This is a genomic window from Streptomyces sp. NPDC041135, assembly GCF_055592085.1.
On record NZ_JBVIYZ010000005.1, the window covers coordinates 332,040 to 346,205 of the forward strand.

Annotated in this window: 13 protein-coding genes and 1 pseudogene; 6 read left to right on the top strand and 8 right to left on the bottom strand. The window is 74.3% G+C overall.

Annotated features, from left to right (window positions below):
* Positions 1-10: 10 nt before the first annotated feature.
* A complete protein-coding gene (locus ACZ6CZ_RS15035; RefSeq protein WP_469019936.1) occupies positions 11-1,219 on the top strand; it encodes an ROK family protein in 1,209 nt (402 codons plus the stop codon).
* Positions 1,220-1,241: 22 nt separating this feature from the next.
* Here ACZ6CZ_RS15035 and ACZ6CZ_RS15040 read toward each other — a convergent pair whose 3' ends face one another.
* Together ACZ6CZ_RS15040 and ACZ6CZ_RS15045 are read right to left on the bottom strand one after the other, a co-directional pair.
* Positions 1,242-1,781, bottom strand: a complete 540-nt coding sequence (locus tag ACZ6CZ_RS15040) for a DUF4232 domain-containing protein (RefSeq protein ID WP_469019939.1) — start codon at positions 1,779-1,781, stop codon at positions 1,242-1,244.
* A 33-nt stretch (positions 1,782-1,814) separates the two neighbouring features.
* Positions 1,815-2,135: a hypothetical protein gene (locus ACZ6CZ_RS15045; protein WP_469019940.1), complete on the bottom strand. Its 321-nt coding sequence runs from the start codon at positions 2,133-2,135 to the stop codon at positions 1,815-1,817.
* Between the two features lie 455 nt (positions 2,136-2,590).
* On the opposite strand from ACZ6CZ_RS15045, the gene ACZ6CZ_RS15050 reads away from it, so the two are divergent.
* Together ACZ6CZ_RS15050 and ACZ6CZ_RS15055 are read left to right on the top strand one after the other, a co-directional pair.
* Positions 2,591-3,196, top strand: a complete 606-nt coding sequence (locus ACZ6CZ_RS15050; protein ID WP_469019943.1) for an N-acetylmuramoyl-L-alanine amidase — start codon at positions 2,591-2,593, stop codon at positions 3,194-3,196.
* A gap of 61 nt (positions 3,197-3,257) precedes the next feature.
* On the top strand, positions 3,258-3,461 hold the full coding sequence (locus ACZ6CZ_RS15055) for a DUF397 domain-containing protein (RefSeq protein ID WP_469019947.1): 204 nt from the start codon (positions 3,258-3,260) through the stop codon (positions 3,459-3,461).
* A gap of 283 nt (positions 3,462-3,744) precedes the next feature.
* Here ACZ6CZ_RS15055 and ACZ6CZ_RS15060 read toward each other — a convergent pair whose 3' ends face one another.
* The gene (locus tag ACZ6CZ_RS15060) at positions 3,745-4,341 is read right to left on the bottom strand and encodes a TetR/AcrR family transcriptional regulator (protein ID WP_469019950.1); all 597 of its coding nucleotides are present in this window, start codon (positions 4,339-4,341) and stop codon (positions 3,745-3,747) included.
* 63 nt (positions 4,342-4,404) lie between these two features.
* On the opposite strand from ACZ6CZ_RS15060, the gene ACZ6CZ_RS15065 reads away from it, so the two are divergent.
* A complete protein-coding gene (locus ACZ6CZ_RS15065; protein ID WP_469019953.1) occupies positions 4,405-5,283 on the top strand; it encodes an SDR family oxidoreductase in 879 nt (292 codons plus the stop codon).
* 61 nt (positions 5,284-5,344) lie between these two features.
* On the opposite strand, the gene ACZ6CZ_RS15070 is transcribed toward ACZ6CZ_RS15065, so the two are convergent.
* From ACZ6CZ_RS15070 to ACZ6CZ_RS15085, 4 genes are all read right to left on the bottom strand, one after another.
* A complete protein-coding gene (locus tag ACZ6CZ_RS15070; protein WP_469019957.1) occupies positions 5,345-8,587 on the bottom strand; it encodes an amidohydrolase family protein in 3,243 nt (1,080 codons plus the stop codon).
* Between the two features lie 241 nt (positions 8,588-8,828).
* On the bottom strand, positions 8,829-9,644 hold the full coding sequence (locus ACZ6CZ_RS15075; RefSeq protein WP_469019959.1) for a DUF6207 family protein: 816 nt from the start codon (positions 9,642-9,644) through the stop codon (positions 8,829-8,831).
* Between the two features lie 11 nt (positions 9,645-9,655).
* Positions 9,656-10,537, bottom strand: a complete 882-nt coding sequence (locus ACZ6CZ_RS15080; RefSeq protein ID WP_469019962.1) for a SigE family RNA polymerase sigma factor — start codon at positions 10,535-10,537, stop codon at positions 9,656-9,658.
* A complete protein-coding gene (locus ACZ6CZ_RS15085) occupies positions 10,534-10,755 on the bottom strand; it encodes a hypothetical protein (protein WP_469019965.1) in 222 nt (73 codons plus the stop codon). The genes ACZ6CZ_RS15080 and ACZ6CZ_RS15085 overlap by 4 nt, the downstream gene beginning before the upstream one ends.
* Before the next feature lie 592 nt (positions 10,756-11,347).
* On the opposite strand from ACZ6CZ_RS15085, the pseudogene ACZ6CZ_RS15090 reads away from it, so the two are divergent.
* Positions 11,348-11,698, top strand: a pseudogene (locus ACZ6CZ_RS15090) (YhjD/YihY/BrkB family envelope integrity protein); the annotation flags it as partial.
* 25 nt (positions 11,699-11,723) lie between these two features.
* On the opposite strand, the gene ACZ6CZ_RS15095 reads toward ACZ6CZ_RS15090, so the two are convergent.
* A complete protein-coding gene (locus ACZ6CZ_RS15095) occupies positions 11,724-12,521 on the bottom strand; it encodes an SAM-dependent methyltransferase (protein WP_469019968.1) in 798 nt (265 codons plus the stop codon).
* Positions 12,522-12,967: 446 nt separating this feature from the next.
* On the opposite strand from ACZ6CZ_RS15095, the gene ACZ6CZ_RS15100 reads away from it, so the two are divergent.
* The gene (locus ACZ6CZ_RS15100) at positions 12,968-14,152 is read left to right on the top strand and encodes a phosphodiester glycosidase family protein (protein WP_469020543.1); all 1,185 of its coding nucleotides are present in this window, start codon (positions 12,968-12,970) and stop codon (positions 14,150-14,152) included.
* Positions 14,153-14,166 lie beyond the last annotated feature (14 nt).

Consider the following 14,166-nt stretch of genomic DNA (forward strand, 5'->3'; position numbering starts at 1 on the left):
GACTTCAGGGATGACCGCACCGCTGCACGAGGCACGACCGCCCGGCGCCGGGCGGTCCCTGCCGGACACCCAGCAGGGCATGCGCCGGCGCAATCTGGCCCGGGTGATGCACACCGTCAGCGCGGAGGGGCCGCTGTCCCGGGCGGCCGTCGCCTCCCACATCGGGCTCACCCGCGCGGCGGTGTCGACCCTGGTCGACGAACTGATCCGCTGGGGCCTGCTGGAGGAACTCGGCCCTGAACGGCCCGGCCGCGTGGGCCGCCCCGGGTCGGCGCTGGCGGTCAGCGCGCAGGGTCCGGCCGGGATCGGGGCGGAGGTCGGCGTCGACCACCTCGCCGTGTGCGCCGTCGACCTGCGCGGCACGGTCCGCGCGCGAGCGGTGCGGCACGGCGGCAACCGCGGCCGGGCCCCGGAACCGGTGCTCACGGAACTCACGGCGCTGATCCGCCGGGTCGTGGCCGAGGCCGAGCGGGAAGGGCTGTGGCCGGCCGGGCTCGCGGTCGCCGTGCCGGGCCTGGTGGCGCGCGACGGCCGTACGGTCGTTCGCGCGCCGAACCTCGACTGGCGCGACACCGACCTCGGCGCCCTGCTGCCCGCCGGCCTCGCGCCGGCCGTCGACAACGAGGCCAACTTCGGCGCACTCGCGGAACTCTGGCTCGGAGCCGGCACCCCGCGCGACTTCCTGCACGTGTCGGCGGAGATCGGCATCGGTGCCGCGCTCGTGGTGGACGGGCAGCTGCTGCGCGGCACCCGGGGCTTCGCGGGCGAGCTGGGCCACGTGCCGGTACGGCCGGACGGTCCCCGCTGCGCGTGCGGCGGACGCGGATGCCTGGAGCAGTACGCCGGTGAGGAAGCGGTCCTGCGCGCGGCCGGCCTGACCCCGGGCGAGGATCTCGTGGGCCTGCTCGCGCAGCGCGCGGACGACGGTGACGAGAGCGTGCGCCGGGCCCTGCGGGACGCCGGCTCGGCCCTCGGGATAGCCCTGACCGGAGCGGTCAACCTGCTCGATCCGGAGGGCGTGGTCCTGGGCGGCGCCCTGGCGGAACTCTCACCCTGGCTGCTGCCCGCCCTGGAGACCGAGCTGGCAGGGCGCACCGCCGGGCCGGCCTGCCCGGTCTCGGTGTCCCGGCTGGGACCTCAGGGGCCGCTGCTGGGCGCCGCGCACTCGGTCGTACGGGCCGTCCTGGACGACCCGGCCATGGTGGCGCAGCGGGCCTGACTCCCCCGCGCCACCGTCGCCGTCACGTGTCCTTCTTCCAGGGACCGACGGCGAGCTTCCCCGTCGTGCCCAGGTCCAGTTCCGGGGTCACCGTCACCGGATCGGCTCCGGGCCGGGCCCACACCCTGACGTAGGGCGCGTCGACCGGCGTGCCGCCGAGGACCGTGTTGCGCCACACCAGTCCCGCGTGCGCGCGTTCGCCCGGCGCGAGGGACAGCAGCCGCGGCGGACCGTCGGCTCCGGTGCCCGTGGCGACGGCGGAACCGCCGTGCGGCGTCCGTATGCCGGTGACGGGGGCGTGGTCCTCGCCGAGGACGCTGATCCGGGGATATCCGTCGAGCCGTTGAGCGGCTCTGCCGCAGTTCTCCAAGTGCAGGGAGACCACGCGCAGCCCCATCGCGGCGTCGCCGTCGTCGGCGTACACACGGATTCCCGAGCGCGGGCAGGGACCGCCCGGGGCGGGGGCCTCGGCGGACGGGACGCTTCTCACCTTCAGGATCTTCACCCGCGTCCAGGCGGATCCACCGGCGGACTGCTCGTCCGCGCCGAGGGTCCGCGTCACCGTCCGGCCGGGCTTCAGGTCGGCGACGACCTCCTACCCGGTGGCCTGAACGGCTCCGGAGCCGGACTGGAAGGCGACGGTGACGGTGTAGGTGAAGGGCACGCTCTCGCGGTTGGTCACCTGGAAGCGAGCGCACCGGCGGGAGCCGTCACCGGAATCGGTCATCCGCACCCCGCTCGTCTCCTCGGCGGTGGGCGTCCTCGGTGACGGTCGGTCGGCGCAGGTGCGATCACCGGTGGGCGCGGCAGCCGGGACGGTCTCCTGGCCGCAGGCGGTCAGGGTGAGCAGCCCGGTGAGAATGACGGCGGCAGCGAGTGCGGTTGCCGGGGACGGGCTGGTGCGGAAGTGACGCATGCGCCGAGTGGATCAGGCTGCGCTCCGCACGGCCATGTCGGAGCCCACCCTTCCGGTCACAGGGCTGTCACAACGGCGGTTCGACGGATGTCATATCTGACGTCGCGTCATGGCGATGGGCCGTCAGGTAGCGCATGGGAAACTCCAGTTCGTCCGATCGGGTGAGCGAGTTGTCCACAACACACGCCCCGTCCACGGAACCGCGCCGCGTCCTTCTGCCCAACCCGTCAGCGCCGTACCGTGATTCACGCGAGGCATTCGCCGGACGTCGGACCGGTGCCGCGGCCGGGATCCGGCCGGCGGGCCGGCACCTCGCGCCGCGGATACCGCGCGACCTCCGCACCGCCCGGCTCCGCCCCCACCGCCCAGCTCCACCCACCTGTGCACCGCCCAGCCCCTCCCCCATTCACGTCTCCCCCCACGCACTCTCCCCCACTCCTGAAAGGCACAAGCCGATGGACATGGACCGGGCCGAACGGCTTCTCAGCAGGCGACGCATCCTCAAGGGCGCGGCACTCGCCGCCGTGCCGTACGCGCTGTTCACCGATGTCCGCGCCGACGCCCGGGCCCAGGCCGTCGACTATCCCGCCGCCGAATGGCAGCCGGCGACCACCTCCAACTACACGGCGTCCAGCAGGCCGGACACCTACACGATCGACCGGGTGATCATCCACGTCACACAGGAGACCTACAGCGACACGCTGGCCATCTTCAGAAACCCGCAGAGAGCGGTGTCCGCGCACTACGTGGTCCGCTCGGCCGACGGACACGTGGCCCAGTGCGTGCGGGAGGCCGACGTCGCCTGGCACGCGGGGAACTGGGACTACAACACCCACAGCATCGGCATCGAGCACGAGGGCTGGGTGGACCAGCCCGCCTACTTCACCAACGCCCTCTACGAGCAGTCGGCGAAGCTGACGGCGGCCGTCTGCGCCGAGTACGGCATCCCCAGAGACCGGGAGCACATCATCGGGCACTACGAGGTGCCCGGCAGCGACCACAGCGATCCGGGGCCGAGCTGGGACTGGGTGCGCTACATCAGACTGGTCAACGTCGCCTAGGGCGTTGCAGGCCCTGGCCGACCACTGCCCCGACGTTTGTCCAGGCGAAGGAGGAAACCCCGTGCCGCTTCCGTCGACCGGATGGCACAGGAGCAGCCATAGCGGCGACTTCCAGAACGCCTGCGTGGAAGTCCGGGCAGTCGGCGCCGGCGCGCGTGTGCGCATCCGTGACTCGAAGGACCGGTCACGCCGCCCGCTGACGCCGGTCCCAGGACTGGGTCGTTGTCCCCACGGCCACGCCATGGGGCGGCCCGGCCCCGTGTGATGACGTGACGCGGGGCCGGGCCCGGGGCAGCGGCGGGCACGCTCGGGCCAGGAGGCCGTTCCGGGGCGGGAGCGTGCCCGCGCGCCCACACCCCTTCCTTCGCGCGTTCCGGGTTCCCCGGATGCACCGTGATGCGGACCTTCGCGGCCCGCCGGCCGCCCACTGACCACCGACCGGTTCGAACGCACAGGGGACGACGCCTACCTCACCACCGAACGGAACAGCTGTCTGGCCGTTCCTGCACTGGGGCCGCGAAGCCTTCTACGACGGGGAGCGTCGCCTGTCAGGGCAGTTGGGTGAACGCCTGGTCGGCATCGGCTACGGCTTCGGGGTGGACTTCGTGGGCGGTGCGACCGTCGGCGATCTTCTGCCAGTTGGTCCGGGCGAGCACCCGCTGGACCGCGAGTACCTGGGCGGCGAGCAGGCGTGCCTGGATGCCCCCGCCGAGGGCGTCCGCCAGTGCTTCCTCGTCCTCGAGCTGGTACCGCGTGAGCCGTCCGGCCAGGCTCGGTGTGCTGAACACCAGCCGGTGGAACGCCACCACCTCGGGGTGATCGCTGAGGCCGGTGACGGGGTCGTGCCGATCCAGGCCGGCCTGGAAGTGCCGGTGCAGCGCCGTCACCGGCTTGATGCCGGGCTCACGGTCCCGTACGACGCGTGCCGACTCGCCCTGGTGGTCCGCGAAGCGATACAGCACCAGGTCTTCCTTGGTGGGGAAGTACCGGAAGAGGGTCGGCTTGGAGATCTCGGCTGCCGCGGCGATGTCGTTGACCGAGACGCGGTCGAAGCCGTGCTCCAGGAACAGCGAGACGGCCGCGTCGCCGATGGCGTCGCGCGTCCGCTCCTTCTTGCGGGCACGCAGTCCCGTCGACTCGCTCATCCGACCATTGTAACAGTCATAACCGAGTTGCTTTTTTAACCCAGTAACGTTTTCATGGGCGGCATGAATCAGCTGGACATTCCTCCCGTGCTCGTCACCGGGGCGACGGGCCGGGTCGGCCGCCTCGTCATCGACCAACTCCTCGACGCGGGCGTACCGGTCCGCGCTCTCACTCGTCGCCCTGAGGCGGCGGCGACGCTGCCGGCGAAGGTCGAGGTCTTCGCCGGTGACCTCACGGTGCCCGAGTCACTCGACCCGGCGATGAAGGGCGCCGGCGCGGTCTTCCTCGTCTGGACCGCCCCACCTCGGACCGCGGAGGCAGTCGTCGAGCGGCTGGCAGCCCGCGTGCGGCGGATCGTCCTCCTCTCCTCCCCGCATCAGACGCCGCACCCCTTCTTCCAGCAGCCCAATCCCATGGCCGTGCTGCACGCCGGCATCGAGCGGCTGATCGCGGCCACCGGAGTCGAGTCGACGATCATCCGGCCGGGGATGTTCGCGTCGAACTCGCTGGCCTGGTGGGCGCCCGCGATCCGGGCCGGCGAAGTCGTCCGGTGGCCCTACGGCGCTGCCGAGTCGGCACCGGTCGACGACCGGGACATCGCAGCCGTCGCGGCGCGGACGCTCTACCGGGACGGATACGTCGGAGGCGACTACGTCCTCACCGGCCCCGAATCGCTGACCCAAGCCGCGCAGGTGGACGCCATCGGCGACGTCCTGGGGCGCCGGATCGCGTTCGAGGAGATGACGCCGGACGAGTTCCGAAGCCTGTGGGAGGGCACGGTGCCCAGGTCGGCCGTCGACATGCTGCTCGCCGCGTGGGGTGCGGCGGTCGGACAGCCCGCGTACATCACCACCGCGGTGGCCGACATCCTCGGGACGGCGCCGCGAACGTTTCGCCAGTGGGCCGTTGACCATGCCATCGCGTTCGCGGAGGCTTCGTGACCTCGCCGACCGCGACGTGCGCCCCATGCCGCGGTCCTCGGTCCGCCGCCGCCCGGCCGGTTCACTCGCCGGCGCAGCAGGAACCGCGCCGGAAGGCGTGGGCGACGTCCAGCCAGGACCCGTCCGCGGGCGCGGGGTGCGCGCGTTCCTGGTGGGCGGCGGTCAGGTCGGACAAGTGGTGCGGGATGCCGTCGCGCACGGTCAGCGGGATGTCGACGAGGGTGCCGAAGTCGGTGAAGGGGTCGCCGTCCACCACCGTGAGGTCGGCGATCTTCCCCGGCTCGGCGGTGCCGAGGTCGGCGTCGAGGCCGAAGACGCGGGCGGGGACGCTGGTCGCGGTGTGCAGGGCCTGGGCGGGGCTGAAGCCGTGGTCGTGCAGGGCGCGCAGCGCGAGGTGCAGGGACAGGCCGACGGGGACGAGCGGGGAGTCGGTGCCCAGCGCGAGGACGGCACCGGCGTCGGCGAGTCGCCGGTAGTCGGCCATCTCGACGGCGACGGCCCGCAGTTGCTCGGGCGTCGGCTCGGCGCGCACGCGTTCCCCGACGGCCGCGACGTCCCAGGGCGGCATCAGGGTGCGTACCCGGGGGTCGTCGGCGAGTTCGGGGTGGCCGCCGAGCAGGAACTGCGCGGAGAACGGCGTCATGATCAGGCTGAAGGCGCCGTCGGCGTAGTGCTCGACAAGGTCCTGGCGGACGTGGCCGAGCAGGGTGGTGGCGTGTCCCTGCGGCAGGCGCTGGGTCGCCTGGAGGTGGGTGGTCAGGTCCTGGCCGGACACCCGGCCGGGGAAGCACAGATGGCTGCCGCAGGGCACGCCCAGCCGGTGCGCCGCGGTCGCCGCCCGGGCCATGACCTCGCTGTCCGCCCGCACGTACGTCTTGACGAAGTCGACGTCCAGGGCGGTGGCCCGGTCCAGGGTGCGGCGCACACCGGAGCGGGTGCGGTGGGCCCGGCCCATGCTGTAGGCGGTGCGGGCGCCGTCGATGAGTTCGGCGCAGGCCAGCTGACGTGGGCCGAGCAGCTGTCCGGCCGCGGCCGCCTCCCTGAGCCGTACCGCTTCGTACAGCGGTGAGCCCAGGCAGGCGGTGGTGGTGATGCCGTAGGCCAGGGCGGTGAGGCTCTGCCGGGCTCCGTAGGTGGCGGCGTAGGGGTGGGTGTGGCTGTCGAAGAGGCCCGGGAGGACCGTGGACGCGGAGGCGTCGACGGTGCGGTGGCCGGGGCGGCGCCGGCGGTGGGGTTCGACGGCGGTGATGCGGGTGCCGGTGATGAGGATGTCCACGTCCGCGCGGGGTGCGGTGCCGGTGGCGTCCCAGAACTGCCCGGCGTGGATGCGCAGCCTGTCCCGGCTGCCGGTGGGGCGGCCGGTGGCGGGGCGGGGTGGGGGCAGGGTGCGGGTCCGGCCGTGGGCGGCGCCGGTTCCGTCCAGGGTGAGCAGGCGCAGTTCGCCGCGGGACAGGTACAGCAGGCTGCGGGCGTCACCGGCCCAGCCGGGGTGGTCGGCGGGTTCGTCGGTGACCCTGCGGGCAGGACCGCTGGGCGTGCCGTCGGCGGTGACGGGCAGCAGCCACAGGGCGGATTCGGCGACCAGGGCCATCCAGCGGCCGTCGGGCGACCAGACGGGCCCGGAGGCGACGCGGTCCGAGAGGGACTGGTGGGCGGCGGGCAGGTGGCGGCGTTCTTGGCCGGTGCGGGTGTCGATGACGCGGATGAGGTTGTAGCCCTCGCGGAAGCGCTGGTTGAGCCGGTTGCGGTCGCAGAAGGCGACGTGGCGGCCGTCCGGTGACCAGCTGGGCGCCCCCGGTGGTCCGTCGGCCGCCAGCGGCCGGGCCAGCAGCCGTTCCTCGCCCGAGGCCAGGTCGCGCAGCAGCAGGTTGCCCGCGATGTCGTGGCAGGCCAGCCGGGTACCGTCGGGTGCGGGAGCCGGGTGCAGGCGTCCGCCGCCGGCGACCGGGTGGTCGCCGCCGTCGTCCGGGCCGAGCCTGCGCACGGCCATCAGGCCGTCCCGGTCGGTGCAGTAGTACAGGCTGCGGCCGTCCGGGCTCCAGGCGGGCATCTGCACGTACTCGACCGGGGTGCCTTGCAGGAGCCGCCGGGCGGGGCCGCCGCCGAGGGGTGCCAGCCAGAGGGCGTTGAGGGCCGCGTAGGCCACCGCGGTGCCGTCCGGGGAGGGGGCCGGCAGGTGGATGCCGCGCACCGGCGCGGGGTCACCGGAGCCGGGTACCGGCCGGCCGGGCCGGGCGCGGGGCAGGGGCACCGGCATGCGGGCGGTGAAGGCGATCTCCTCCACGGCGGCCTTGGCGGCGCCGACGGTGCGCACGCGGGGGCGGCCGTCGCCCAGGTACAGCAGCCGGTCCTCGCCGAGCCAGCACGGGGGCGCGGCCGCGATGTCCTCGTCGTCGCTCAGGACCTGGCCGTCGACCATCAGCGCGACGCGTCCGGCGGGCAGGGACGCCGCGTCGGAGGCGCCGGTCAGGTGCAGGTAGGCGATGCGGCCGCCGGGGGACACGGACGGGCACAGCAGACGGCCCTCGGTGACGGTGCGGACCACCCGCGCCGCACCGCCGGTGGCGGGCACCCGCACCAGGGTGCGGCCGCCGTCGGTGCCGCCGCCGGGCGTGTGGGCGGCCCGGACGCAGACCAGTGAGCGTCCGTCGGGCCACCAGGCCGGGTCGAAGTCCTCGAAGGCGCCGCCCGTCAGCCGCACCGGGCGTCCGCCGTCCGGCGCCAGGGTCCACAGGCCGAAGGCGCTGCCCGCGGCCGGGTCGGTGCCCCGGTCGGAGGAGAAGGCCAGGCGGGTGCCGTCCGGGGACCAGGCGGTGCCGCGGTCGTCCCAGGGCCCGTCGGTGAGCTGCCGCAGGCCGCCGCCGTCCGGCCGCATCAGCCACAGGTGGAACCCGCCGCCGCGGTAGCCGCAGACGGCCACCCGGGTGCCGTCCGGTGACACGGCGGGCCGGGTCGCCTCCAAGGCGGGGTCCGTGAGCCGACGGGCCTCACCGCCGGTGCGGTCGATCCGCCACAGGACGCCCTGCACCTCCGCGATCAGCACCTCGCCGTCCCGGCAGGCGGTGACCGACCCGCCCGTCGCCTCGCGGTACGTCAGGACCCGGTGCTCCGCGCCGGCCCCGGAGCCGTGCTCCCCCACGCCCTCTCCTCCCGCACCCGCCGCACCCTGGCCCGCCGCGCCCGGGCCCGCTTCCGCCTCGGCCGTGCCGGTCCGGGCGGACACCGCGGCGGCCACCGTGGCGGAGACCGCCAGGAAGCCGCGCCGACCCAGGAATCCGCGCCGACCCACGAATCCGAAACCCACTGTGGCGTTCCCCTCTTCCTGTCGTGAGATCTTCCCGTCGTGAGAGCCGGGCGGTGCCGGGCTCGTGCTGCTGAACACCGCCGGTGACGGCCGGGTGACGCACCGGCGGCGTTCCGGTCCCCGAACGGAGCACACTCCCGTGAAGCACACTCCCGTCAAGGACACGTCCGCGCAGGACACTCACGAAGAACGGCCGGACCCCGCCGTACCGTGGCCCGGTCATGCCGTGCTCACGCCGCGCTCACCCCTTGGCGCCTTCCACGGCCGTGTCCCGGACGCGGCCCCGGTTGCCGCGCGGGCCGCGCCTGCGGCTGGGCAGGGCGGGGTTGAAGACCTGGGCCATGCGGCGGCTCCAGGGCGGCGTGGTGGCGAGGATGAAGCTGACGCGGTCGGCGAAGCGCGGTTCGGGCACCGGGATCTCGACGGTGGGGTGGCGCAGCCGGCCGTGGGTGACGGCGTGTGCCACGTAGTTGGTGATGGCGTCGGCCCGGTGGGTGCGCGGCCGCGGGCCGGGCGCGGTGAGGTGGCTGAGGATGCGCAGCACGGTGGGGATGCTGGCGTCGAAGCGGAAGCGGTGCAGGGGCGGGCAGACCCCGGTGACGGCGAGGGTGTCGCCGTCGGTGGCGGCGTCGAGGCCGGTCTGGTCGTACCAGAAGGCGGCGGCGTGGGTCTCGCCGCGGGCGTGGTGGTGCAGGGAGAGGCAGTAGGCGGCGGCGACGTGCCCGGCACCGGCGGCGTACTGCCACCAGAAGCGGGCGCCGTCCTCCACCCCGGCCAGGTGCAGCGCGCAGCCCAGCAGCCAGGCGCCGGGCGGTTCGGGGAGCTGGTCGGTGAGGAACTCCAGCGCGCCGGGGGCGACCGCGGTGACGACGACCTCGCAGAGGTGCTCCAGGTCGTCGGCGGCGGCGTCGTCACCGGCCGGGGTCTCGGGCGGCGGGGGCGCGGAGTCGGGCGTGAGGTCGAGGTAGGCGAAGTCCTCGTAGGCGACGGTGTCGGCGGGGACGTACGGGTGGTCGTGGAGGCGGGCGCGGGCGAGGAGGGCGTCGATGGGGGTCATGGCGGCTGGATTCACTCCCGGGGTGCGTGGAGGAGGCGGTGGAGGGCGGCGCGGGCGTGGTGGTCGACGGCGTGGGCGATGGCCGGGCTCAGGCCGAGGACGTCGGGGATCTGTTCCGGGGACATGGCGCACAGGTAGCGCAGGACCGCCACGTCCATCTGGTCGTGCGGGAGGCGGCCGATCGCGTCGAAGAGGTCCACCAGTTCACTGAGGACGATCAGGTGGCCGGGCTCGCCGTCGTGGACCTCGGCGGTGGAGAAGACGGCAGCGCGCAGGTCGGGGTGGCCCTCGTGGTGGCGCTGGGCGCGTGCCATGACGCGGGAGCGCAGCAGCCGCCAGGCGTAGCGGCGGATGTTCTCGCTGTGGGCGGCCTCGCTCCAGCACAGCCAGAGGATGTCGAAGGTCTCGGTGACGACCCAGCGGGCGCGGTGGTCGGTGAGCAGGAAGGCGCGGGCGTAGCAGGTGTAGGCGTCGGCCATGGCCTCGGTGAACGCCTGGTGGGCCAGGGGCGGGTGTTCGGGCTGGAGGGCGACCTGCTGTATGCAGTGCTCGATCCAGCCGGGTTCCTTGCGCGCCTCGCGGGCCGCCGCGGTCCACAGCCGGCGCATCGGCTGCACGGGCAGTCCCAGGGCGCGGATCACGCTGAAGGTGATCTCCCAGGCCGGGTAGTAGCCGTTGCCGCGCAGGAGTTCGCTGATGCGGGTCTTGGAGTAGCCGGAGCGGCCGACGAGGTCGTTCAGGGTCATACCGCTGGCGAAGAGGAAGCCGCGGACCGGTTCGAGCCAGGCCCGGTGCGAGAGGCCCGCGGTCTCGCAGATCGGGGCCGGTTTGCGGCCCCGCCGGCCGTAGGTGTCGGGTGGGGGCGGCTGGTCGGCGTCGGGGGACCAGATCATCGGGGCGGCTCCTGTCCGCCGGCGGCAGTGGGGCCGGGGGTGGCGGGTGGGCGGGAGCCGTCGGGCGCGGTCAGGGCCTGGACGATCTGCTGCACGAGCAGGCCCAGGGACGGGAGCAGGGCGGCCACGGCCGCGACCTGTCCCAGCACGGTCATCACCGTGCTCCACGTGAGGACCATCGCCAGGACGGCCATGGTCACCACCTTCTTACTCGACATCGCACTCGGTTTCTGTGAGCGGTTCACACACCAACAGCCCGTCCGTCCGGCGGTGCTGAAGCGCCGTCAGGTGGGCGACGCCAGCATGGCGCGCCCGTGGTGCGGGCCGCCACGTGATCAGGGGGTTGCGGAACAATGCCGGCGGTGGCGGTGGTGCGGCAGTGGTTCATCCCTTTGAGGGGGATCCATCACGTCTGCCCCTGCCCGGTGGCGCGTGCCCCATGATGGGAACCGAGGCGCCACTCGACGCCGCACCGGACCGTGCGGCCCCCTGTGCTGAAGAGTCATCCAAGAGGGGGCCGCACGGCTCGCCCGGCGCCGGGCGGACGAGGCGCCGCCCCCAGCTCCGGAGCAGGCTTCCGGCTCCCCCGTGTCCGGGACGGTGCGGGCACCGGTCGCGGGCAGTCGTACAGCAGCGGAGCGCCCGTACGAGCCCGGGCGGAGCAGCGGAAGGAGCCTGTGCGCGAGGGGAACCGCCGTCCACGTCCCGCAGACCAGGGACATGATCGGGGACGAACTCTCCGGCGACGAGGCGCTGACGGCGCTGCGCCGGTACGGGGGTGTGCGGCTGCTGACCGACTCGTTGGCCCCGCGGTGGTGGGCCGTCCTGGAGGTGCCCGTCGGCCTGGCGCCGGCCTGGATCGCCTCCGCGGTGATCCTGCGCCGGTCGCCCCGGCGCCGCCGGCCGGGCTGCACCTGGCCGGCGTTCGGCTCCGCCGTCCACCTGGTGCTGTGGGTGTCCGCGACCTGGCTGCCGGCGCTGTACGTCGGCATGAGCGGGGCGTTCGGCCCGGCGTACGGGCCGCTCACCGCCGTCGTGGCGCTGCTGCTGTGGGCGAACGTCACCGGTATCGCCCTGTTCCTCGGCATCGGCTTCGCCGCGCAGCTGGACGCGGCCAGGGCCGGTCTCGCGTCGGCGGTCCGGCCGGACCCGGGGCCGGGCGCCTGGGGACGCGGCCGCCCGCGGCTCAGCGGGTCTTGCGGGCCACGCCGCCGTAGAAGCCGATCTCGCCGGAGCGGGCCGGCGGTTCGGTGTCGGGGCGCCAGAAGGGAACCTGGGCCAGGCCGGGCTCGACGAGTTCGAAGCCGTCGAAGAACCGCTCGACCTCGGCGCGGGAGCGCAGGTTGAGGGTGGCGGTGGCCTTGGTGTAGACGGCCTGGGCGGCGCTGCGGTCGGCGAAGTCGTCGGTGGCGTGCGACAGCACCAGGAAGCTGCCGGCCGGCAGTGCGTCGCGGAGGGTGGCGACGACCTGCCCGGGCTTCTCGGCGTCGGTGAGGAAGTGCAGGATGGCGACCAGGAGCAGGGCGACGGGCCGGTCGAAGTCGATGACCCTGCGGACGTCGGGGTGTTCGAGGACGGCCCGCGGGTCGCGCAGGTCGGCGAGCACGATGCTGGTCGCGCCGGTGCGGCTGAGCAGCGCGTTGGCGTGGGCGTTGACGATCGGGTCGTTGTCGACGTAGGCGATGCGCACGTCCGGTGCCACCTGGTGGGCTATCTCGTGCACGTTGGGCGAGGTGGGCAGCCCGGTGCCGATGTCCAGGATCTGGCGGACGCCGCTGCGGACCACGTACCGCACGGCCCGCTGCATGAAGGCCCGGTTGGCCCGCACGCCGATGCGCACCTCGGGGGCGGCGGCGGCGACCTCGTCACCGGCCCGGCGGTCCACGTCGTAGTTGTCCTTGCCGCCCAGCAGGTAGTCGTAGATCCGCGCAGGATGCGGCCTGCTGGTGTCGATCTCCTCGGCGCCGAAGCCGTCCCGTCCCACGCTGCGCTCCTTTCCGCGGCCGTCACGGCCCCTGACCGTGCCCGGCTGCGAACAGCTTCGCACATCAACTTTTGTGCTCGTGACCGCAGTTGTCACAGCGGTCGCCGTCCCGAGCGGCCCGGCCGCGGACCCGGGTGCCGGACGCGGCCCTGAGCAGCCGTGGCGGCGGACCGTCCGGACGGCCGGCGGGCAACGGCGGAAGCACCCGAGGGGGTACGTTTCCTCACCCGTTCTCGCGTTGTCGGCGCCCGCGCACCCCGGAGGCCACCGCCGTCTGCTGCACTGGCCCCGGGTCCTGATGTGACGGGACATCAGACGGGACATCAGACAGGACATCGGACGAGACATCAGGGGGAGCGGTGACACGTCACGGACACCCGGCGGCGGGCGCGGCGGGCGCGGTGCGCCCCGGCAGGGCGGTGTGCCGGATCCTCGCGGCGCTCGGCGTGCTGGCCGGCGCGGCCCTGACCGGGGCGGCACCGGCCGGCGCGGCACCGGACGGCGCGGCGGGAGACACCCGGATCGCGCCCGGGGTCGGCTACCGGCAGCTGGACATCCCGGCGGCCAAGGGGGTCACGCACGCCCATGTGCTGAGCGTCGACCTCGGCAATCCCCACGTCCGCCTCGACCTGCTGCACCCGGGCGCGGTGGCCGCCCGGGCAGCGGTCTCACGGCTGGCCGACTCGGCGGGCGCGGTCGCGGGGGTCAACGGCGACTTCTTCGACATCAGCGAGACGCAGCACCCCGGCGTGGAGGCCACCGGCGCCCCCGTCGGACCGGCCGTCGCACACGGCCGGGTGCTCAAGGCGGCGGTGCCCGGCGGCCAGCGGTTCGGTCCCCCGATGCCGCCCGGCGCGACCACCGAGGACGTCTTCGGCGTCGGCACCGACCGCCGGGCCCGCCTGGACCGCCTCTCCCTGGCCGGCTCGGTCCGCACGCCGGAGGGGGCGCTGCCGCTGAGGGGGCTCGACCAGTACGCGCTGGCGCAGAACTCCGTCGGCGCGTTCACCGCCCGCTGGGGCAGCGTCTCCCGGGCGCGGGCCGTGTGCGGCACGGACACCGACCGGGCGGCCGCGTGCAGCACCGACACCTACGAGGTGACGGTCCGCCACGACCGGGTCGTCTCGGTCTCCGCCACCCCGGGCAGCGGCCCGATCGCGGCCGGCACCACGGTCCTGGTGGGCCGCGAGGCGGGCGCGCGGCAGCTGCGGAAGCTGACGGCGGGCGAGCGGGTGACGGTGCGCGCGCGACTGGTGGCGTCCGCGTCCAAGGTCGCCTACCGCTTCGCCATCGGCGGCTACCCGGTGCTGCGCGACGGGCGGCCGCTGCCCGGGCTCGACGACCGCACCTCCGCCGTCCGCACCGCCGTGGGCTACGCGGACGGCGGACGGCGCGTGCTGCTCCTCGCGCTGGACGGCGCCCCCGCCTACCGCAGCGGCCTGACGGTCGCCGAACTGGCCGCCGCCATGCGGAAGCTGGGCTCGGTGAACGCGTTCAGCCTGGACGGCGGCGGCTCGACGGAGCTGGTGGCCCGGGAGCCGGGCGCCGCCGCGGTGTCGGTGCGCAACCACCCGAGCGGCGGCGCCGAGCGCCCGGTGCCGAACGGCATCGGGGTGTTCTCGGCGCCGTGACCGCGTACGTCCCG

Excerpts from the sequence above, each read along its gene's own strand:
- ACZ6CZ_RS15075 (WP_469019959.1), bottom strand. The coding sequence starts at position 9,644 with ATGACCCCCATCGACGCCCTCCTCGCCCGCGCCCGCCTCCACGACCAC.
- ACZ6CZ_RS15050 (WP_469019943.1), top strand. The coding sequence starts at position 2,591 with ATGGACATGGACCGGGCCGAACGGCTTCTCAGCAGGCGACGCATCCTC.
- ACZ6CZ_RS15085 (WP_469019965.1), bottom strand. The coding sequence starts at position 10,755 with ATGTCGAGTAAGAAGGTGGTGACCATGGCCGTCCTGGCGATGGTCCTC.
- ACZ6CZ_RS15045 (WP_469019940.1), bottom strand. The coding sequence starts at position 2,135 with ATGCGTCACTTCCGCACCAGCCCGTCCCCGGCAACCGCACTCGCTGCC.
- ACZ6CZ_RS15080 (WP_469019962.1), bottom strand. The coding sequence starts at position 10,537 with ATGATCTGGTCCCCCGACGCCGACCAGCCGCCCCCACCCGACACCTAC.
- ACZ6CZ_RS15035 (WP_469019936.1), top strand. The coding sequence starts at position 11 with ATGACCGCACCGCTGCACGAGGCACGACCGCCCGGCGCCGGGCGGTCC.
- ACZ6CZ_RS15060 (WP_469019950.1), bottom strand. The coding sequence starts at position 4,341 with ATGAGCGAGTCGACGGGACTGCGTGCCCGCAAGAAGGAGCGGACGCGC.
- ACZ6CZ_RS15065 (WP_469019953.1), top strand. The coding sequence starts at position 4,405 with ATGAATCAGCTGGACATTCCTCCCGTGCTCGTCACCGGGGCGACGGGC.